Genomic DNA, 21,061 nt, shown 5'->3' on the forward strand with positions numbered 1-21,061 from the left:
AAAGGAGGTGATCCAGCCGCACCTTCCGGTACGGCTACCTTGTTACGACTTCGTCCCAATCGCTGGTCCCACCTTCGACGGCTCCCTCCCAGAGGGTTGGGCCACCGGCTTCGGGTGTTACCGACTTTCGTGACGTGACGGGCGGTGTGTACAAGGCCCGGGAACGTATTCACCGCAGCATGCTGATCTGCGATTACTAGCGACTCCGACTTCATGGGGTCGAGTTGCAGACCCCAATCCGAACTGAGGCCGGCTTTTTGGGATTCGCTCCACCTCGCGGTATCGCAGCCCATTGTACCGACCATTGTAGCACGTGTGCAGCCCAAGACATAAGGGGCATGATGATTTGACGTCGTCCCCACCTTCCTCCGAGTTGACCCCGGCAGTCTCCTGTGAGTCCCCGACATTACTCGCTGGCAACACAGAACAAGGGTTGCGCTCGTTGCGGGACTTAACCCAACATCTCACGACACGAGCTGACGACAACCATGCACCACCTGTACACCGACCACAAGGGGGCGCCTGTCTCCAGACGTTTCCGGTGTATGTCAAGCCTTGGTAAGGTTCTTCGCGTTGCGTCGAATTAAGCCACATGCTCCGCCGCTTGTGCGGGCCCCCGTCAATTCCTTTGAGTTTTAGCCTTGCGGCCGTACTCCCCAGGCGGGGAACTTAATGCGTTAGCTGCGGCACGGACGACGTGGAATGTCGCCCACACCTAGTTCCCAACGTTTACGGCGTGGACTACCAGGGTATCTAATCCTGTTCGCTCCCCACGCTTTCGCTCCTCAGCGTCAGTATCGGCCCAGAGATCCGCCTTCGCCACCGGTGTTCCTCCTGATATCTGCGCATTTCACCGCTACACCAGGAATTCCGATCTCCCCTACCGAACTCTAGCCTGCCCGTATCGAATGCAGACCCGGGGTTAAGCCCCGGGCTTTCACATCCGACGCGACAGGCCGCCTACGAGCTCTTTACGCCCAATAATTCCGGACAACGCTCGCACCCTACGTATTACCGCGGCTGCTGGCACGTAGTTAGCCGGTGCTTCTTCTGCAGGTACCGTCACTTGCGCTTCTTCCCTGCTGAAAGAGGTTTACAACCCGAAGGCCGTCATCCCTCACGCGGCGTCGCTGCATCAGGCTTTCGCCCATTGTGCAATATTCCCCACTGCTGCCTCCCGTAGGAGTCTGGGCCGTGTCTCAGTCCCAGTGTGGCCGGTCGCCCTCTCAGGCCGGCTACCCGTCGTCGCCTTGGTAGGCCATCACCCCACCAACAAGCTGATAGGCCGCGGGCTCATCCTGCACCGCCGGAGCTTTCCACGCACACCCCATGCGGAGGTACGTCGTATCCGGTATTAGCACCGGTTTCCCGGTGTTGTCCCAGAGTGCAGGGCAGATTGCCCACGTGTTACTCACCCGTTCGCCACTGATCCACCCCGAAGGGCTTCACCGTTCGACTTGCATGTGTTAAGCACGCCGCCAGCGTTCGTCCTGAGCCAGGATCAAACTCTCCGTGAATGTCTCATTCGCGGAAGAGCGGCACGGCATCCGGCGGAATAAGCCGGACCCGCGCACAGCGTCCTCGCTGCACTTCATTCAAAGGAACCCAAAGGGTTCAAATATCTGGCGTTGACTTTTGGCACGCTGTTGAGTTCTCAAGGAACGGACGCTTCCATCGAAACCCTTCCGGGCTCCTCCGGGCGCTTCCCTTCTTCGTGTTCCAGCCTATCAGATCCGCTTTCCGCTTCCCTGACCCCCGCTGGCGGGGTGTTGCGTGTTCCATCGGCCTTTCGGCGCTTTCCGACTCTATCAGATCTCTCTGACCGTCTTCCTGCGTCTTCCGGCCTCGGAAGGTTTTGCCGACCCGGCTTTTCGGCCCTGTCGACGGGGTGAAACCTTAGCGAAGAGAACCTGTCGGGTCCAATTCGCCGAATTCCTCTCCCGCCACACATGACGCCGTACGGCAAACGACGGAGACCGCCGCAGCCATGGGCTTGAGTGGTGTTGAGAGGAGACCGCCTCGGGACCGTCCGTGCAGAATGCGCGTCCGGTGCTCCCGGTCAGGCAGCCCGACGTACGTTAGGCACTTCGCTGAACGATGTCAAGTCTGCCTCGACACCGTGTCAGCCAGGTCCTGATGCCCCCTCAGTGTGCACGCCGGACCGGCAGCAGGAACTCGCACCACACCGCCTTTCCCCCGTCCGGCGTACGGCGTGTTCCCCAGCCGGAGGCGATGGTGGCGACGATGGCGATGCCACGGCCGGACTCGTCGACTACGGCGGCTCGCCGGCGGCGGGGGAGGTGGTCGTCGGCGTCCGTGACCTCGATGATCAGGCGGCGGTCGGTGCGGCGGATGCGCAGGCGCATGGGCGGGATGCCATGGGTGAGGGAGTTGGAGACCAGTTCGCTGACGGCGAGGACGCCGAGGTCGCGCAGTTCGTCGCTGAGCCGCCAGCTGGAGAGCACGCCGGAGGTGAAGGCGCGGGCGCGGGCCGCTGTCTGGGGGGTGCCGAGCAGGTCCAGGGAGGCGACGCGGAAGAGGTCGGCGGTGTGCTCGTCCCGTTGGGGGAGCTGGAAGGCGAGGACCGCGACATCGTCGTCGTGTTCGGGGGTGACGCCCATGGCGCGGAGCAGCCGGGCGCAGAGGACTTCGGGGGACCGGCGGGGCCGCCGAGGGTGCGGTCGAGCGTGTCGAGGCCGACGTCGATGTCCTCGCCCCGGCGTTCGACCAGGCCGTCGGTGTAGAGCACGCCGGTGGCGCCGGGGTTCAGCGGGACGGAGCCGGAGGTGTGCAGCCAGCCGCCGGTGCCCAGGGGTGGGCCGCACTGGGCGTCGGCGCGGGTGACGGTGCCGTGGGGCTCGCGGATCATCAGCGGGAGGTGGCCCGCCGAGGAGTAGGTGATGCAGTTGTCATTGGGGTCGAATACGGCGTACACGCAGGTGGCGATCTGGGTGGCGTCGATCTCCATGGCGAGGCCGTCGAGGAGTTGCAGCACCTCGTGGGGCGGCAGGTCCAGGCGGGCGTAGGCGCGGACGGCGGTGCGGAGTTGGCCCATCACGGCGGCGGCGCGCATGCCACGGCCCATGACGTCGCCGATGACCAGGGCGGTGCGGCCGCCGCCGAGGGTGATGACGTCGTACCAGTCGCCGCCCACGGCGGCGTCGGCTCCGCCGGGCTGGTAGGTGGCGGCGACGCGCAGGTCGTCGGGCTGCTCCAGTTTCTGCGGGAGCAGGCTGCGTTGGAGGGTGACGGCGGCTTCGCGGTGGCGGCGTTCGCTCTCGCGGAGGCGTTCGGCGACCTGCATCTGGTCGGTGACCTCGGCGGCGAAGACCAGCACTCCGGTGACCTCGGTGGTGTCCGGTGTCCCTGCGGCGGCGGCGCGGCGGAGGGTGGCGAGCATGCCCAGCCCGCCGGCCGGCGTGGGCGGGGTGTCGGAGGTGGCGGGGTGCTCCGGGCCGTCGGTGGCGAGGGCGGAGAGCTGGGCGCCGAGCGGTTCGCCGGCTCGGATGGGTGCGCAGACGAAGCTGTAGTAGCGGTGCCGTTCGGGGGCGGTGGAGAGGACCACGCGGCGGGCCTTGACGGTGCGCGGGCGGCCGCTGCGCAGGACCTGGTCCATCAGGGGCAGCAGGCCGAGTTCGGCGAGTTCGGGCATGGTGTCGCGGGCGGGGGTGCCGGCGGTGCGGTGGCCGAAGACCTCGACATAGGCGTGGTTGACATAGCCGACGTGGTGGTTGGGCCCGTAGGTGACGGCGACCAGGGCCGGGACATGGGCCAGCACATCGTGCACGGAGAGCTCATGTCTGCCGGGCGGTTCGCCGGGCTCTCCGGGGGGAGGCCCGTCGGCGGGTGGTCCGGGGCGGGCTTGGGGGACCGCTGCCGCGCCGGAAGCGTCGGCTGGGCCGGGCGACCGCTCGCCCGTCTGCTGCGGGGCGGTACGCCGCTGTGCTCCGGGGAGCCGGGCGCTCCAGCGCGTGAGATTCAAAACGACCGCTGCTTCCTCGCGTTTCTCGTGCTTCGTCACTCCTCGCGTGCACGTCCGCACGCCAGGTCATGGACCAGTGTGACCGATCGGGGCGGCTGCGGGGACCGGTGCCACTGCTGCGGCGCACCCCGCCCTGCATGATCCTGGACGTGGGCGCGTGCTGCTACCCCAGGTGGTCAGCTGCCCGGCCGGGTCGGTGGTTCGGGTTGCGACCGGGGCTCGGCGGTGGGCGTGCCGCGCCCCATGGCGGCCTCGAACTCGGCGCGTGGGTGTTCGAGCGAGCCGAGCGAGACGATCTCGCGCGAGGAGACGCCTGCCAGCATCCAGTCGGCCAGCACCCGTGCCTTGCGGTTGAAGGTCGGCATCCGGCTGAGGTGGTAGGCGCGGTGCATCAGCCAGGCGGGGCGTCCGGTGAGTCGGCGGCCACGGACCTGCGCCACGCCCTTGTGCAGACCGAGGGAGGCCACCGCGCCCCGGGAGGAGTGGCGGTAGGGCGTCTGCGGCTCGCCGCGCAGCTGGGCCAGCACATTGTCGCCGAGCACCTTGGCCTGCCGGACGGCGTGCTGCGCGTTCGGGGCGCAGTACTCGCCCGGACGGGTGAGGTCGGGGACGGCGGCGCAGTCGCCGGCCGACCAGGCGTCGTCGACCCCGGCCACTCGGAGGGTGGGTTCGCAGCGGATGCGGCCGCGTGCGTCGGTGGGGAGGTCGGTGGCGGCGAGGACGGGGGCGGGGCGGACTCCGGCGGTCCAGACGAGGGTGCGGGCGGCGAACCGGCTGCCGTCGGAGAGGACGACGATCCGGTCGGTGAGGGATTCCAGGCGGGTGCCGAGGCGCACCTCGATGTTGCGGCCGCGCAGTTCGGAGACGGTGTAGCGGCCGAGTTCCGGGCCGACTTCGGGGAGGATGCGGTCGGTGGCCTCCACCAGGATCCAGCGCAGGTCCTCGGCGGTGACGTTGTGGTAATAGCGGACGGCGGCGCGGGCCATGTCCTCCAGTTCGGCGAGCGCCTCGACGCCCGCGAAGCCGCCGCCGACGAAGACGAAGGTGAGGGCCGCCTCGCGGATGGCCGGGTCCCGGGTGGAGGAGGCGATGTCGAGTTGCTCCAGGACGTGGTTGCGCAGGGCCACGGCCTCCTCGACGGTCTTGAAGCCGATGCCGTGTTCGGCGAGACCGGGGATGGGGAGCGTCCGGGAGACCGAGCCGGGGGCTGCCACCAGCAGGTCGTAGGGCAGTTTCAGGTCGGGGTCGCCGGTGGAGCGGGTGGCGGGGGTGGCGGCCTGGGCCTGGCGGGCCGCGTGGTCCAGCCGGGTGATCTCGCCGGTGACGACGGTGCAGCCGTGGAGCACCCGGCGGAGCGGGACGATCACATGGCGCGGATCGATGGAGCCGGCGGCGGCCTCGGGCAGAAACGGCTGGTAGGTCATGTACGGCTGAGGCTCGACGACCGTGATCTCGGCCTCGCCTCGGTGGAGTCGGCGTTGCAGGCGCAGCGCGGCGTACATGCCGACGTATCCGCCGCCGGCGATCAGGATGCGGGCGGGCGGGCTGCCTCCTGGCCGGGGGTCGGCGGGGCCCTGCGGGAGTGTGACCTGTTTCACGGATCCATGACGCCCTGTCCGGGGGCCTCTTGTCCACAGTGCGTACGGGATCCGTGGGGCGGATGGTGCGTGGGGGGCCGGTGGGGAGGCGGTTCGGAGCGTGGTGACTCCGTCATCGGGGGAGGCTGTCCACGCAGGTCCGGGAAGGGGCTGCCGGGTGGCGGAGGCGGAACGGCCGAATCCTCACCGTCTCCCCTGTCGGAGCCGAATCGGCATCAACTATCGTCGGGGAATTGGTGGATCGGTGGATCGGCCCATCGGTGTCGGCATGGACGGTCGCCGTCCGTGCAGGCTTGGTCACCGGGCCGGTGGGGGCTGCCGCTTTCGGGGCGGTACTCCGCTGCTGGTCCATGGACTGCGGTCGGCCGGGTCGGCGGGGAGGACGCCGAGCGTGCCGACGACGGTGAGGCTCCTGTCGCGCCGGGGGGTGTGCGGGGGTGCACGGTGGGCGCCCAATGCCGGGCGGGCCCACGGGGGAGGGCTGGCTATGGATCAGCAGGAGCAGGCGCGCGTGCGTCTGTCCACGGCGATGAGTGCGGCGGTGAGTGCGGTGGGCAGGCCGCCGGGGGCGGTGCCGGGTGCGCTGCCAGGCGTGGTGCAGGGTGCGCCTGGCGTGGTGCCGGGGCAGCGGTCGATGGGCGCGCGGTTCGGCGCCGGGGCGGGGGCCGGTGGGGCGTGGGGGCCTTAGGAGCCGGCGGGGGTGAAGGGGTTCCGGACGGCCGGGGGCCCGGTGGGCGGCTCCGGGTGGATGCGCGGCGCAATCTGGAGAGCGTGCTGCGGGCTGCCCGTGAGGTGTTCGGGGAGTTGGGCTACGGGGCACCCATGGAGGAGGTCGCCCGGCGGGCCGGGGTGGGCGTCGGCACGGTCTACCGCCGCTTCCCCAGCAAGGAGGTGCTGGTGCGGCGGATCGCGGCGGAGGAGGTCGGCTGGCTCACGGCGCAGGCGCAGGAGGCGCTGCGCGGCGACTCCGCCCCCTGGGAGGCGCTGGCGGGTTGTCTCTCGCGGGCGGTGGCCACCGGGGCAGGACGGCTGCTGCCGCCGGAGACGTTCCGCTGTGCGGAGCAGTTGTCGCGGGCGGGCGGTTCGCCGTCTAGCGGAGAGGTCCCGGCCGGGGCGGTAGGGGCAGCGGGAACGGCAGGGTCAGCGGGGGCGGTGTCGGCGGAGGGCGGGGACGGGTTCGCCCTGATCGCGGGTGTGCCGGTGGTGCGGGTGCCGGAGCAGGGCCCCGGGCACCCGGCGGGCGGCGAGACGGCGGAGGAGGGCCCCGAGGCATGGGGCGACGCCGATCCAACGGTGCTGCTGCGACTGCTGGGCGCGCTGGTGGAACGGGCCGATGCGGTCGGTGAGTTGCGGCCCGGGGTCACCGTGGCGGATGTGGTGCTGGTGCTGACCGCTGCGGTGCCGGCCCAGCTCGGGGCGGGCGGCGGGGCGGCGGACCGGCCCAATGGGCCGGGCTCTCCCACCGACCGGCTGCTGCGCATTCTGCTCAATGGGCTGCGGGCGGGCTGACACCCCGGCAAGGGGGACCGCAACGGCGTTCGGACGGCGGTCGGACGGCGGTCGGTTGGGCCAAACGGGTGAAAGGGGCGGGTGCGGAGGGCGTGCGCCCGCCCCGGAAGAGTGGGATACGCCCCTCTCCCTGCACCGGGAGAGGGGTGGCTGTGCCATCCTTTGCCGGTGATTGGAGGCCAGAGCGCAGCGGGAGCGTTGACCGATCGCGGTGCCACTGTGCCCGGTTGGGCCGATGTGCGGTGCGGCGGCGGTCGTGAGCACTGAGGAACGGGACGGGTCCGGCCACGGCGGCGAGGGCCCCCCGCAGGACGGCCGGAACGACGGCCTCGGCCACAGCCGGAACGACGGCCGGGTCGACGGGCCGCACCAGCCCGTCCCCGGGCAGGTGCCCGGGCAGGGTTGGGCGCCGGATCAGGAGACCCTGGCCGCCTCCGGAGGCGCTGCCGGGTCGGCGCGGGTTCCGGGTCAGGCGCCCGCCGGATTCGGCGGGGTGACCTCGGCGGCGGCCGCACCCAAGGCGGGCACGGCCGGAAACGCACCCGCCGTACCGGCACCGGCCGATCCGGTGGACGGTGAACTGCCGCCGTCCGACGCCGAGTTGACGGCTCGGGTGCGCGAGGGCGACGACGGGGCGTACGAGGAGCTGTACCGGCGCCATGCCGATGCCGTGCGCCGTTACGCCCGCACCTGCTGCCGGGACAACTTCACCGCCGAGGACCTGGCCGGCGAGGTCTTCGCCCGCACCTTGCAGGCGCTGCGGTCCGGGCGGGGGCCGGATGTCGCGGTACGCGCGTATCTGCTGACGGCGGTACGCAACATCGCGGCCGCGTGGACGCGCAGCGAGCGGCGTGAGCAACTGGTCGAGGACTTCACCGCGTTCACGGCCACCTCGGCCGTGAAGCAGCCGGCGGAGGTCACCGATCCCGGTGCGGACACCTGGGCGATGGCGATGGCCGACCGGCGGATGGTGCTGCGGGCCTTTGTGGCGCTGCCGGAGGACGACCGGGTGGTGCTGTGGCACACCGAGGTCGAGCGGGAGTCGCCCAAGCAGGTGGCGGTACTGCTCGGCAAGACGGCCAACGCCACCGCCGTACAGGCCCATCGGGCGCGTGACCGGCTGGCCACGGCGTTCCTCCAGGCGCATGTCTCCTCGGTCCAGGAGGAGACCTGCCGTCGGCATGCCGACCGGCTGGGGGCCTATGCCCGGGGTTCGCTGCGCAAGCGGGCGTCGGCGGAGGTGAGTGCCCACCTCAAGGAGTGCGACCGCTGCTCGGCCGCGTACCTGGAGCTGGTGGACCTCAACACCGGCCTGCGGGCGGTGCTGCCCGGCGGGGTGCTCGTCTGGGTCGGCGCCGGGTACTTCACGGCGGCTGCGGCTGCGGCTGCCGTGGGGGCCGGGGCGGCGGCGGGTGCGGTCGGCGGGGCTGGTGCGGGTGGGGCTGGTGGGGCTGGTGCTGGTGGTGCCGCCGGGGGTCGGGCGGTGGGGCGGCGGGGGCCGTCGGCGAGGGGCTGGGGGTGGCAGCCAAGGCCGCGGTGGCGGCGACTGCCGTGGTGGCGGCCGGGGCTGTCCTGGCGTACGCGCTCTCGGGCAGCACGGCTCCTGCTCCCCCACCGGCGCGGGCGGTGCCGCAGGCGGCTCCGTCGCCGACCGTGATCCCGCCCTCGGTGACGCCCAAGGCCAAGCCGAGGCCCAAGCCCGCACCGCAGCCGGTGCGATCGTCTGCACCAACGCGCACGCCTGCACCGACGCCTACGCCGCAGCCGAAGCCCGCTGCGGCTCCGACTCCGACTCCGGCTCGGGATCGGACGCCGGTGCCTACGGTGGAGCCGACCCCTCGGCAGCCTGTGCGGCCCAGCGCTGTGCCGGTCCCCACGGTCCGGCCGGTGCCGACGCCCACGCCTCCGCCGTCGCCGTCGCCGTCGTTCACGGCTCCGCCGTCACCGACTCCGTCACCCACGCCGACCCCGACGCCCACCCCGACGCCGACGCCGACGCGGGTGGACCACTGGCTGGACGAACTCTCCTACGGCGGCCTCGGAGCGGGCGATGTGCCTACGGTGCGGGGGTCGGAGAGCGGTTGGTTCTGGCAGCACCGTGGCCTCAGCGTGGGCGGTACCCGCTATGCGCGCGGAGTCACGGTGCGTGCCCCGTCGACCGTGACCATCGACCTCAACCGCGCCTGCTCGTCCTTTGACGCCATGGCGGGTCTTGACGACATGGCGCGGCGGCACGGCAGGGTGGTCTTCTCGGTGCTGGGCGGGGACGGCCGCACGCTGTGGAGTTCCGAGCCGGTCGACGGGGGCGACGCTGCCGTACCGGTGCATGTGTCCCTGGCCGGTCAGCAGACCATCCGGCTGGTGGTGCAGCCCGCGCACGACAGGTGGCATGCCGCGGACGTGGCCGACTGGGCGGACGCCCGGCTGGGCTGCGAGGGCTGAGGGTTGGGGTTGGGGCTGGCGGTCGGGGGCTTTGTGGGGGTCCTCTGTCAGCGGCGCTTGCGGTAGCGCCGTACGGCGAGCGGCGCGGCCACGGCGGTGATGCCGGCGATCCAGGCCAGGGCGCCCCAGAGGGAGTCCGCGACCGGGCCGCCGGACAGCAGGCCACGGCAGGTGTCGGCCACCAGGGAGGTCGGGTTGGCCTTGACGAATGCCTGGAGCCAGCCGGGCATGGTGCCGACCGGGGCGAAGATGGAGCTGCCGAACTGCACCGGGATCAGCCAGAGGAAACCGATCTGCTGCACCGCCTGAGGGGAGCTCATCGAGAGGCCGATCAGCGCCGACACCCAGCAGAGCGCGAACCCGAAGGCGGTGGCGAGGCCCATCGCGGCGGCGATCTGAAGGGCGTTGCCGGAGGGGCGGAAGCCGAGCAGCGTCCCGAAGGCCAGCATCACTCCGGTGCCGATCAGCAACTTGGCGCAGTCGGTGGCGATGCGGCCGGCGAGTACGGCGCTGCGGGCGATGGGGAGGGACCGGAAGCGGTCCATCACCCCGGTGTGGAAGTCGGAGTTGAGGCCGACGCCGGTGGCCATGGCGGTGAAGGCGACCAGTTGGGCCATGATGCCGGGAAGCAGGTACTGGATGTACTCGTGCCGGCTGTTGGAGATGGCGCCGCCGAAGACGTAGACGAAGAGCAGGGTGAAGATGATCGGCATGATGGTGGCGTCCATCAGCTGATCCGGGTCGGCGCGCAGCTGCATCAGGTTGCGGTGCGCGATGGTGAGAGTCTGCTGGACCGCGCGGCCGGGGCGGGGGCGGTGGCGGATGAGGGCGGCGGCGGCGGTGGTCATGGGCGGGGCTCCTGGTCGGTGATGGTGAGGAAGACCTCGTCGAGACTGGGCAGCGGGGTCTCGACGGCGGCGAGCGGGATGCCGGAGGCGCCGAGGGCGGCGATGGCGGTGGTGAGGGCCCGGTCGTCGTCCAGTGGCAGCGTGGCGGTGCCGGAGCCGTGGTCGAGGTCGGGCGTACGGCCGCCGGAGGCGGTGGCGAGGACCTGGGCGATGGCGTCGAGGTCGGCGGCCGGATCGGTCGGTCGTACATGCAGGATGCGTCCGCCGAGGCGGGATTTGAGGGCGTCGGCCGTGCCGTGGGCGATCACCCGGCCGTGGTCGATGACGGTGATGGCGTCGGCGAGCGCATCGGCCTCCTCCATGTACTGGGTGGTGAGGAGCACCGTGGTGCCCTCCTGCTCGACAAGTCGGCGGACCTCCGCCCACACCTCGTTGCGGGCCCGGGGGTCGAGTCCGGTGGTGGGCTCGTCCAGGTACAGCACGCGGGGGGCAGCGACCAGGCTGGTGGCGAGGTCGAGGCGGCGGCGCATGCCTCCCGAGTAGGTGCGGGTCAGCCGGGTGGCGGCCTCGGTGAGGCTGAACCGGGCGAGCAGGTCGTCGGTGCGGCGGCGGGCGGCGCTGCGGGTGAAGCCGTGTAGGCGGGCGACCACATAGAGGTTCTGACGGCCGCTCAGGGACTCGTCGACGGAGGCGTACTGGCCGGTGAGGCCCACTGCGGCCCGTACGGCCTGCGGGGCGGCGACCACGTCGTGCCCGTCCACCAGGGCCGTGCCGGAGTCGGGGGTCAGCAGGGTGGAGAGGATGCGGATCAGGGTGGTCTTGCCGGCGCCGTTGGGGCCCAGGACACCGAGGACGCTGCCGCGCGGGACGGTGAGGTCGATGCCGTCCAGGGCTTGGGTGGTGCCGTAGCTCTTGGTCAGGGCGCGGACGTCGATGGCGGCGTCCGTGCCGGGGGTGGTGGGCGGGCGGCGGGCGGTGACCGCTGCGAGGGGGGTGGTGGTCATGGGACCACGGTGGATGGCGCGGCCGACAGATGGCCGACACGGCGCCGACAGGGTGCTGAGAGGGGTGTCGGTGGTGGGGAGGGGTGTCGGTGTCGGTGGTGGGTCAGTTGGGGGTGAGGAGGGGTTCCAGGTCGGCGGGGTGCAGGGTGGTGCCCTCGGTGTGGGCGGCGGCGTACTGGTCGGCGGGGAGGGCGGAGCGGGCGGCGGCCTCGGCGGCGACCGCCAGTTGATGGCCGGGCCGGGTGCGGGGGAAGGAGCCGCGCAGGGTGTCGGCGGCACCGAGGGCGCGGGCGGCACGGGCGGGGTGGCCGGCGGCGGCCAGGGTCACGGCGGCGGTGTCGAGGACGGCGGCCAGCAGGCGGCTGTCGCAGTTGCCGTCGAGGCCGACCCGGAGCGCGGTGCGGTGGTGGGCGAGGGCCGTGTCGGGGTGGCCCTCGGCAAGGGCGACGCGGGCGGCGAGGTTCTCCAGAGCGAGGCGGAACATCGGCGGCGGGGCGCCCCGGTTGATCTCGGCCATGGCCGCGGCGATCTTCTCCTGCGCTTCGGCCAGCCGGCCGGTACGCAGGCAGATGTCGGCGATCAGGACGCGCGCGTAGGTGACGCTGTCGTGCGCGCCGAACCGCTCGGACTCGGCGAGGGCTTCGCGGGCGATGCGCTCGGCGGTCTCGTCGTCGCCGGCGTACGCGGTGTTCTCGGCGAGGCGGGTGAGGACGAAGGGCACGTCCTGGTGGGCGCCGACCTCGCGGGCGTAGTCGATGGCGCGGGCGATGCCACGGGCGGCGGCGGCATAGTCGCCGTACGCGGTGGCGATCTCGGCCTGGGCTCCGGCGCACTCGGCGAGTCCCCAGCGGTCGCCGATGCGGGCGTAGAGCGCGGCGGCTTCGGCGGTGTCGGCGGCGGCTGCTTCGATGCCGTCCCGGCTGTCGAAGAGGAAGCGTCCGCGCATCGCCAGCACGGTGGCCAGGTCCCAGTCCGAACCGTGGCGGCGGGCGCCCTCGACGGTCCGGCCGATGTCCTCGATGATCCCCCGGGCGTGGATACGGCCGTCGAGGAAGACGGTGGCGAGCGGCCAGACCATGCCGGGGTAGGTGCTGGCCTCGCGGCTGCCGGGGACGAAGCGGCGCAGGATTTCGGTGGCGAGGGCGCGGTGCTCGGGGGTGGGGGTCAGATCGGCGCAGAGGAAGAGCAGCAGGGCCTTGGCGGTGAGGCGGGGGGTGTCGAGGGCGTCGGTGGGGGTGGTGGGTGGGTGAGGCGTGGTGGGTGGGTGAGGCGTGGTGGGTGGGTGAGGCGTGGTGGGTGGGTGAGGGGCAGAGAGGGCGAGTGCTTCGTGGATCCAGTTGCGGGCCTCGGCGCGGTAGTTGCGCACCATCCAGAACCAGCCCATGGCGTTGACCAGGGCCAGGGCGGGGCCCTCCTCGCGGGCGTCGATGCTGCGGCGCAGGGCGGCGCGGATGTTGTCGTGCTCGGCCTCCAACCGGTCCAGCCAGTGGAGTTGGTCGGCGGTGCGGAGGCGGGCGTCGGCGGTGCGGGCGAGGTCGGTGAAGTGGTCGCGGTGCCGGCGGCGGAGGGCCTGCTGCTCGCCGGGTTCGGCGTCGGCGAGACGCTCGCGGGCGTAGGCGTGGATGGTCTCCAGCATCCGGTAGCGGACGGTGCGGGGGTCGGTGCGGTCGGCGGTGAGCAGGGACTTGTCCACGAGGGAGCCGAGGAGGTCGAGGACGTCTCCGTCGGCGGAGGCGCAGACGCTCTCGGCGTCCTCCAGGGTGCAGCCGCCGGCGAAGACGGAGAGGGCGCGCAGCAGGCGGCGCTCGCCGGGGGTGAGGAGGTCCCAGCTCCAGTCGACCACCGCGCGGAGGGTCTGCTGGCGGGGCAGGGCGGTGCGGCTGCCGGTGGTGAGCAGGCGGAACCGGTCGTCCAGGCGGTCGGCGATCTGGCGGGCGGTGAGGATGCGCAGCCGGGCGGCGGCCAGTTCGATGGCGAGCGGCAGTCCGTCGAGGCGGTGGCAGATCTCGGCGGCGGCGCGGGTGTCGTCGGTGGCGCGGGTGTCGTCGGTGGGGGTGGGGGCGGTGGGCGTGGGGGCGGGGGCGCGGTCGTGGAAGAGGCGTAGGGCGTCGGCCCCGGGGAGGGGGGCGAGCGGGCGTACGGTCTCGCCGGGGATGCCGAGGGGTTCGCGGCTGGTGGCGAGCACGGTGATGCCCGGGCAGGCCGCGAGCAGGGTTTCGGCGGTGCGGGCGGCGGCGGTGATCAGGTGCTCGCAGTTGTCCAGGACCAGCAGCAGGCGGCGGTCGGCGCAGTGGTCGAGCAGCCGGTGCAGGGGGTCCTCGGTGGCGGCCGGGGCGGCGCCGGTGAGGAGGGTGCGGCGCAGGCCGAGGGCGGTGAGTAGGGCGTCGGGTACGGCTTCCGGCGCGTCGAGCGGGGCGAGTTCGGCGATCCAGACGCCGTCCGGGTGGGCGGGGCCCTGGGCGGCGCGGGCGGCCTGGATGGCGAGGCTGGTCTTGCCGGAGCCGCCGGGTCCGGTGAGGGTGACCAGGCGGGTGGTGGCGAGGCGGGTGCGGAGGTCGGCGAGGTCGGTGGTGCGGCCGACGAAGCTGGTGAGGCGGGTGGGGAGGTTGGTTGGTGGGGTGGGTGGGGGTGAGGCGGGTGCGGGTGGGGCGGGGGGTTGCTGGAGCAGGCGGGTGTGGAGGGCGCGGAGTTCTGGGCCGGGGTCGGTGCCGAGGCGGTCGGCGAGGGTGCGGCGGGTCTGCTCGTACGCGGCGAGGGCGTCGGCGGAGCGGCCGGCCTCGTGCAAGGCACGGATGAGGCGGGCGCGGAAGGGTTCGTGGAGGGGGTGCTCGGCGGTGAGCTCCTCCAGTTCGGGCAGGACGTCGGAGGCGCTGCCGAGGGCGAGGTCGGCGTCGAGGCGGCGTTCCAGCGCGGTCAGGCGCAGGGCGTCGGCGCGGGCCGCCGGCGCGGCCCGGTCGGGGAGGTCCGCGAGGGCCGGGCCGTGCCACAGGGCGAGGGCCGCGCGCAGGGTCCGGGCGGCGGCAGCCGGGTCGGTCGGCAGGAGCCGGGCGCCCTCGGTGGCGAGCCGTTCGAAGCGGCCGAGGTCGGTCTCGTCGGGAGAGGCGGAGAGGCGGTAGCCGCCGGGCGCCGACTCGACGGCCTCATGGCCGAGGGCCCGCCGCAGTCGGCCGATCAGGGCCTGGAGTGCGCCGGTGGCGTCCTGCGGTGGGTCTCCGTCCCAGACGGCGTCGATCAGCAGGTCGGCGGGAACGGCCCGGCCGGGGCGCAGGGCGAGTGCGGTGAGCAGGGCACGCAGACGAGCCCCGCCGAGATGGGCGGGGCTGCCGTCGGCCCTGCGGGCCTGGGTGTCGCCGAGGATCGCGTACCGCACCGTCACGTGCTCCATTGTGGCGGCACGCGCGGGTGGTCAGATGGCGCAGGACCCGTCTGCGCAGTCGTCGGCGGTGGGGGTGTTGGGGGTGGGGGTGTTGGGGGAGGGCGTTGCCGTCTCGGCGGCGACCTGCTCCAGGACCTGGAGGAAGGTGGATGCCTCCTGGGCGCCCTGGACGGCCCACTTGCCCTCGAAGACGAAGGTCGGTACGGCCGTGATGCCCATCAGCTGGGCCTCGGAGATCCTGGCCTGCACCTCGGCGGTGCCCTCGTCGGAGGCCAGGTAGGCGGTCACCCGGTCGCGGTCCAGGCCGGCTGCGACGGCGAGTTCGGTGAGCTGGTCGCGGTCGCCGACGTTGCCGCCCTCGACGAAGTACGCGTGGAGCAGGGCGTTCTTCAGGGTGGCCTGGGCGGTGGTGCCGTACTCGGTCTCGGCCAGGTGGAGCAGGCGGTGGGCGAGGAGGGTGTTGACGGACTTGGCGTTCGCGAAGTCGAAGGCGATGCCCTCGCGGCTTCCGACCTCGGCGAGGTGGGCGTGCATCTCGCTGACCCGGTCGCCGAACTTGCGGCGCAGCACCGGCTCCAGGGGCTCGGCCTCCGGGGACGCCTCCGGGGCGAGCTGGTACGGCCGGTAGGCCACCTCGACGGTGTCGGCGCCGGGGTAGGCGGCGAGGGCGCGCTCGAAGCGGCGCTTGCCGACGTAGCACCAGGGGCAGGCGATGTCGGAGTAGATCTCGACCTTCATGGGGCGTCCGTCCTCGGATTGCGGCTTCGTACGAGGCGGTCAACGCGTACGGGGGCAGGGGCATTCCCGTGGCCGGGGGAGGTGGTGGGGGGAATGCGGAGAGGGCCCCGGGGTTTTGGCCTCGGGGCCCTCTTCTGAGCGGAGCGGACGGCAGGGCTCGAACCTACGACCTAAACCCTGGAGGGGTTTCGCTCTACCAACTGAGCTACATCCGCGTGTCCACCGGGAGGAACCTTTCTCCTGGCGACGTCATGAACTCTAGCGGATTCCGGCGCTAGATCAAACTCCGCTCCACGGAGCCGAGTTGCCAGGTCAGTCGTGGTTGGCGGGAGGGGCCGGGACGATCAGGACCGGGCAGGCGGAGTGGTGTACGGCGGCGGTGCTGACCGAGCCGAGGAGGAGGCGGGCGAAGCCTCCGTTGCCCCGGGTGCCCATGACCAGGGTGTGGTGGTGGGTGCTGGAGGCCAGCACGGTCTCGATGACGTTGCCGAGGACGACATGGAGCGAGGCGGGGCCGGTGTAGGGGCGGCTGCGGGCGTTCTGGACGGCGACGACTCCTCGGCGCAGGCCGTCGCGCATGGACTCCAGCAGTCGGTCGACGCTCTCCTGGACGATCGCGGCCATGCCCAGGGTGTAGCCGCCGGGGGACGGGTTGACCACGGAGAGGACGTAGAGGGGGAGGTCGAAGAGTTCGGCTTCCGTCATGGCGCGGTCCAGGGCCCACAGGGAGCCGTTGGAGCCGTCCACTGCGGCGAGGATGCCGGGGGTGGGCGGCGAGTCGGGGGGCTGGTCCGAGACGGGGAGGTCGGCTGGGTCGGGGTGGGCGGGGAGGTGGGACGGGTGGGGCATGGCACGTCCTTTGGGGGGTGGTCCGTGCCTCCCTTATAGCGCGGGGCGTGGTTCTTTGCGGGTCGTGGTGCGGGGTTTGTGGTGGGGGTTGTTGGGCTGGTGCGGGTGTCGGCCGGTCCGGGGTGGGGGGTCCCGGGCGTCCGGTGCTCGCCGGTGTCCCCCTGCGCTCGTTCCTCGCTCCGGGGGAACCGGCTGCATCCTCCATGGGCCCCTCCTCGCCGAAGGCGGGCAAGGAGGGAGTCCGGGACCCCCCACCCCTACCCGTCCGCCACCCTCCGCCCGTGGGGGGAAGGTCTGTCCGTGCATGGTTGATGTGAGTGGGTCGGTCAGGCTCTCGGGCCCCTACTCGGCCGGCATCCTCCGCCCGTGGGGGGAGAGTTGGGTCGGTGGGGCTTTCGGGGCCGGGTGTTCCACTCCGGACCGGCCGGCATCCTCCGGTCGGTGGGAGGGCTGGGGTCAGGCGGGGTGGAGGGCGCGCCGGGCGGCGATGGGCATGCCGGTCCAGCAGGAGCCGGCTTGGCGGGCGGTGTAGCGGCGGAGCCAGAGTTCGGTGGAGACCAGGTCGGCGAGGCCGTCGAGGGGGACGGGGGCGGTGCCGGCGGCGGCGTGGGCGAGGTCTTTCTGGACGGCGAGGAGGTCGATCAGGCCGAGTTCGGCCAGAAGGGGGGCGCGGAAGAGTTCGGTGAGGCCGTCGGCGGCGTGGCGCAGGCCGGTGCGGACGGTGGCGGCGCGGTCGGTGTGGGGGGCGGCGCCCCAGTCGGCGGGGAGGTCGGCGATGCCGGCGCCGGCGAGGACGGCGCGCAGCAGGGTGTGGCGGGCGCCGGGCTGGACGCGCAGGCCGTCCGGGACCAGTCGGCAGGCTCGGATCACCTGGTTGTCGAGGAAGGGGGCGTGCAGGCGCTGGCCGTGCTGCTCGGTCGCCTGGACGAGGGTGCGGTAGTCGGCGGCGTGGCGGTGGAGGGCGAGGCGGGCGCGGCGTTCGCCGGGGCGTTCGGAGGGTGCGGGGCGGCGGGCGGCGAGCCGGAGGCGTACGGCGATGCCGGAGAGTGCGGCGTCGGAGAGCCAGCGGGCGGCCGGGCCGGGGACGCACCAGGTGAGGGCGGTGGTGGAGGCGTGGCCGGGGCTGGTGGCGGCGGCGGGTCCGCGGCGGGCGATCAGGCGGACCGCTGCGTCCTCCAGGGCTTCGGCGTAGGGGGCGCGGGCGAGGCGGCGGGCGGCGCGGAAGACGGAGACGGGGGTGGCGAGGGCGCCGGTGAGGGGGCCTTCGGTGGCGGTGTCGGCGCGGGCGAGGGCGGCGACGGGGCGGAGCAGGTCGCGGCGGCGGTGGTCGCGGACCAGGTCGGCGAGGCGGGCGGGGTGTCCGTCGAGGGCCTGGCGGGCGCCGTAGCCGGTGAGGTGGTCGGCGCCGCCTGCGGCCAGCCGGGCGCGTACGGCGGAGGCTTCGATCAGGGCGGGGCCGGGTTCGTCGGTGAGGGGGCCGGTGAAGGGGTCGTCGGCGAGGTCGGCGTAGGGGAGCGCGTGGGTGGTGGCGGGGACGACGGTGTGGTGGAGGCGGGGTACGGCGCCGGCGAGGGTGCGGGCGCGTTCCAGGGGGGCGGTGGGGGCTTCGGCGAAGGTGATGGCGGTGAGTCCGGCGGGCGCGGGGGCGGTGGCCTGCGGGCGGGCCCACGATCCTTTGACGGCGCCGCTGCGGGGGGTCGCCTCGGCGGGGCGTGGGATGTCGGGCCGGGGGGCGGTGGCGCCGGTCTGGTGGGCGGCGGGGGTGGCGGCGGCGAGCAGGGCGAGGGTGGTGGAGGCGGTGCCGCCGGAGAGGTCGGCGCCGATCCGGGGCCTCGGCGGGGCTCCGCCGGGGGGTGCCGAGGCGGGGGTGCGGACCCGGCAGCGTACGGCTTCGAGGAGGGAGCGGGTGAGTTCGCGGACCGCCGGTGCCTCGGCCAGTTGGGCGGGTCCGCCGGCGCTGGGTGCGGGGGCGTCGTACGAGGCGGTCTGGGCGCGGCCGGAGCGGATGGAGAGCGAGTGGGCCGGTGGCACCCGGTGGACGTGCAGGTACGGGGTGGTGGTGCCGACGGCCTCGGGGGCTTCCGGGCAGGCCAGTCGGGCGGCGAGGTGGGCGGCGTCCAGGCCGGTGCCGACCAGGTCGGCGAGCGGCAGTGCGGCGGTCGCGTAGGCGGTGCCGCCGCACCAGGGGGTGTGGAAGACGGGCAGCGTCCCGGCGAGGTCGGTGAGCAGCACCGTGCGGGTGCCGAGTTGGAGGGCGGCGGTGTAGCTGCCGGGCCAGGCGGTGAGGTGGCGCAGGGCGCCGCCCCGGGCTGCGGCGAGGCCGGAGCGGAGTTCGGCGTCGGAGGCGCCGCAGCGGCCGACGACGGCCAGCCGGGCGGTGGGCGAGGTGCGGCGGGAGGGCGGGACGGCGGGCGGCTGGTCGGGGTCCTGGGGGATGTCGGGGAAGCCGGTGGCGGTCTCGGCGGTGGCGCCGGGCCGCAGGGTGACCAGCCGGATCTCGTCGGGACGCCAGTCGCCCACTGCCCAGAGCGGGTCGGGGCCGGGCCAGAGGAGGCGGGCGGCGATGGGGCGTACGGTGCGGAGCGGGTCGGAGCCGGGCTCATGCGCCGGAGTACCGGTTCCCGGCACGCTTCCGGCCCAGCCCGCCAACCACCGCATCGCGCCTCCAGGGGATTCCCCGTCGGGCACAATCGTGCCACCTGTGGCGCGCGAGGGCTGCGGTGTTGACGCGTGTGATGTGCGTCCGGGTGGCGGAGGAGTGGTGACGGTGCGTCATGGATGGGGTCAGGTGGCGGGGTACGAGACCGGCCCGGGCCTCCCCCTCCTCGGCCCGGACCGGTGGTTCGCAGCGGGGCGCTCGGGGAAGCACACAGCCCGGGAGGGCGTCGGCACGCCCTCCCGAGCCGATCCGCCGCCCGCGGGGAATGAGGCGGCGGTGTCCCCCGGCCCACCGGGTCCTCGGACGATGGGCCGACCCACGCCCTCCAGAGAACCCTCGCCCCAATGGTCTGGACAGGTCGCACAGGGCGGCGCACGTCTACACGGAACCGGAGCACGCGCACTGCTCTTACAACCGGCAAGCGGCCGGAAAAGCGCGCAATCTCGCCATCCGGAATGCGGGCTCTTAACCGTCGGGATGCACCGAACTACTCTGGGTGTGCCAAGGCTGTCGGAACGCCAGTGCCCGAGGGGGTGGCAGGGTTGACAATCATCAGCCCGCGGGGACCGAACGAGAAGCTCGGCACGCTGCTGTCCCTCGCCGGGATCAGCAACGCCGGGTTGGCGCGGCGCGTCAACGACCTCGGTGCGCAGCGCGGCCTGACGCTGCGGTACGACAAGACGTCGGTGGCCCGGTGGGTCACCAAGGGCATGGTGCCGCAGGGTCCGGTGCCGCATCTGATCGCCAGTGCGATCGGCGGGAAGCTGGGCCGGCCGGTGCCGTTGGAGGAGATCGGGCTGGGGGACACCGACCCGGCGCCGGAGGTGGGGCTGGCGTTTCCCCGGGAGGTGCCGGAGGCGGTGCGGACCGCCACCGACCTGTGGAAGGTGGATCTGGAGAACCGCCGGGGTCCCGGGGGTGGCCGGTGGAGCGACAGCCTGGCGGGGACGTTCTCGGTGGCCGCGTACGCCACACCGGTGTCGCGGTGGCTGATAACGCCCGCCGACGCGTCGGTGGCGCGGGACGCGGCGGTGATCGCGGCGTCGCCGGCGGCCGGGGCGGGGCATGGCAGCAGCATCCTGACGGCGGCGGCCTCGCCGGCGGAGCTGTCGTCGTACCGGGTGGGGCACGCGGATGCGGCGAAGCTGCGGGAGGCGGCGCAGGAGGCGCGGCGGTGGGACTCCAAGTACGGCGGCGGGGACTGGCGTTCGTCGATGGTGCCGGACTGCCTGCGGGTGGAGGCGGCGCCGCTGCTGCTGGCGTCGTACAGCGATGACGTGGGGCGGGCGCTGTTCGGGGCGACGGCGGAGCTGACCCGGTTGGCGGGGTGGATGGCGTTCGACACCGGGCAGCACGAGGCGGCGCAGCGGTACTACATCCAGGCGCTGCGGCTGGCGCGGGCGGCTGCGGATGTGCCGCTGGGCGGGTATGTGCTGGCGTCGATGTCGTTGCAGGCGACATATCGGGGGTTCGCCGACGAGGGGGTGGACCTGGCGCAGGCGGCGCTGGAGCGGAACCGGGGGTTGGCGACGGCGCGGACGATGAGCTTCTTCCACCTGGTGGAGGCGCGCGCGCATGCCCGGGCGGGGCATGCGGGGCCGTGTTCGGCGGCGTTGGCGGCGGCGGAGTCGTGGTTGGAGCGGTCCCGGGGCGGTGACGCGGATCCGGCGTGGGTGGACTTCTACTCGTACGACCGGCTGGCGGCGGATGCGGCGGAGTGCTTCCGGGACCTGGGGGTGCCGGCCAAGGTGCGGCAGTTCACGCGGGAGGCGCTGGCCCGGCCGACGGAGGGGTTCGTCCGGTCGCATGGGCTGCGGCTGGTGGTGTCCGCGATGGCGGAGGCGCAGGCCGGGGAGCTGGACGCGGCGGTGGAGGCGGGGGCCCGGGCGGTGGAGGTGGCGGGGCGGATCTCGTCGCAGCGCACCCGGGAGTATGTGCTGGAGATGCTGCGGCGGCTGGAGCCGTTCCGGGGGGAGCGGGCGGTGCGGGAGCTGGAGGAGCGGGCCAAGCTGGTGTTGGCGGCTCCGGCGTAGCCCCTGCGCGGTGTCCGTGGTGC

Annotated in this window: 11 protein-coding genes, 1 tRNA gene, 1 rRNA gene and 1 pseudogene; 4 read left to right on the forward strand and 10 right to left on the reverse strand. The window is 73.1% G+C overall.

From position 1 onward, the window contains the following. The 3 genes and pseudogenes from C7M71_RS13655 to C7M71_RS13670 all read right to left on the reverse strand — a co-directional run bounded on the left by C7M71_RS13655 (nt 1) and on the right by C7M71_RS13670 (nt 5,580). Nucleotides 1-1,517: ribosomal RNA gene (locus C7M71_RS13655) — 16S ribosomal RNA — on the reverse strand. 627 nt (nt 1,518-2,144) lie between these two features. Further along, nucleotides 2,145-3,982 (reverse strand): annotated as a pseudogene (locus tag C7M71_RS13665) (ATP-binding SpoIIE family protein phosphatase). Nucleotides 3,983-4,158: 176 nt separating this feature from the next. Continuing rightward, nucleotides 4,159-5,580, reverse strand: coding sequence for an NAD(P)/FAD-dependent oxidoreductase (locus C7M71_RS13670; RefSeq protein WP_407675895.1), 1,422 nt, complete (start codon nt 5,578-5,580; stop codon nt 4,159-4,161). A gap of 744 nt (nt 5,581-6,324) precedes the next feature. Between C7M71_RS13670 and C7M71_RS31745 the strand changes: the two genes are divergently transcribed. The 3 genes from C7M71_RS31745 (at nt 6,325) to C7M71_RS31755 (ending at nt 9,531) form a co-directional block, all read left to right on the forward strand. Beyond that, nucleotides 6,325-7,089: a TetR/AcrR family transcriptional regulator gene (locus tag C7M71_RS31745; RefSeq protein WP_229758706.1), complete on the forward strand. Its 765-nt coding sequence runs from the start codon at nt 6,325-6,327 to the stop codon at nt 7,087-7,089. A gap of 256 nt (nt 7,090-7,345) precedes the next feature. Continuing rightward, a complete protein-coding gene (locus C7M71_RS31750; RefSeq protein ID WP_229758707.1) occupies nt 7,346-8,746 on the forward strand; it encodes a sigma-70 family RNA polymerase sigma factor in 1,401 nt (466 codons plus the stop codon). Nucleotides 8,747-9,090: 344 nt separating this feature from the next. Next, nucleotides 9,091-9,531 carry an NPCBM/NEW2 domain-containing protein gene (locus C7M71_RS31755; RefSeq protein WP_111494992.1) on the forward strand — a complete coding sequence of 147 codons (441 nt, stop codon included), beginning with the start codon at nt 9,091-9,093 and terminating at the stop codon, nt 9,529-9,531. Nucleotides 9,532-9,578: 47 nt separating this feature from the next. Here C7M71_RS31755 and C7M71_RS13690 read toward each other — a convergent pair whose 3' ends face one another. From C7M71_RS13690 to C7M71_RS13725, 7 genes are all read right to left on the reverse strand, one after another. Beyond that, nucleotides 9,579-10,379, reverse strand: coding sequence for an ABC transporter permease (locus C7M71_RS13690; protein ID WP_111494994.1), 801 nt, complete (start codon nt 10,377-10,379; stop codon nt 9,579-9,581). Continuing rightward, nucleotides 10,376-11,383, reverse strand: coding sequence for an ATP-binding cassette domain-containing protein (locus tag C7M71_RS13695; protein ID WP_111494996.1), 1,008 nt, complete (start codon nt 11,381-11,383; stop codon nt 10,376-10,378). Before C7M71_RS13695 ends, C7M71_RS13690 begins: the two co-directional genes overlap by 4 nt. 103 nt (nt 11,384-11,486) lie before the next feature. After that, on the reverse strand, nt 11,487-14,768 hold the full coding sequence (locus tag C7M71_RS32605; RefSeq protein WP_407675896.1) for a BTAD domain-containing putative transcriptional regulator: 3,282 nt from the start codon (nt 14,766-14,768) through the stop codon (nt 11,487-11,489). A gap of 21 nt (nt 14,769-14,789) precedes the next feature. Then, nucleotides 14,790-15,497 (reverse strand): DsbA family oxidoreductase, encoded by a 708-nt coding sequence (locus tag C7M71_RS13710; protein WP_111495443.1) that lies wholly within the window; start codon nt 15,495-15,497, stop codon nt 14,790-14,792. A gap of 142 nt (nt 15,498-15,639) precedes the next feature. Further along, nucleotides 15,640-15,712: transfer RNA gene (locus C7M71_RS13715), tRNA-Gly, on the reverse strand. Nucleotides 15,713-15,809: 97 nt separating this feature from the next. Next, on the reverse strand, nt 15,810-16,346 hold the full coding sequence (locus C7M71_RS13720) for a universal stress protein (RefSeq protein ID WP_111495441.1): 537 nt from the start codon (nt 16,344-16,346) through the stop codon (nt 15,810-15,812). Between the two features lie 456 nt (nt 16,347-16,802). Then, complete coding sequence (locus C7M71_RS13725; RefSeq protein ID WP_114914360.1) at nt 16,803-19,004, reverse strand: asparagine synthase-related protein; 2,202 nt, start codon at nt 19,002-19,004, stop codon at nt 16,803-16,805. A 549-nt stretch (nt 19,005-19,553) separates the two neighbouring features. Between C7M71_RS13725 and C7M71_RS13730 the strand changes: the two genes are divergently transcribed. Next, entirely contained in the window at nt 19,554-21,038 is a 1,485-nt protein-coding gene (locus C7M71_RS13730) for an MFS transporter (RefSeq protein ID WP_111494382.1), read from the forward strand. Nucleotides 21,039-21,061: the final 23 nt, after the last annotated feature.

This window comes from Peterkaempfera bronchialis, from assembly GCF_003258605.2.
GTDB classification, from domain to species: domain Bacteria; phylum Actinomycetota; class Actinomycetes; order Streptomycetales; family Streptomycetaceae; genus Peterkaempfera; species Peterkaempfera bronchialis.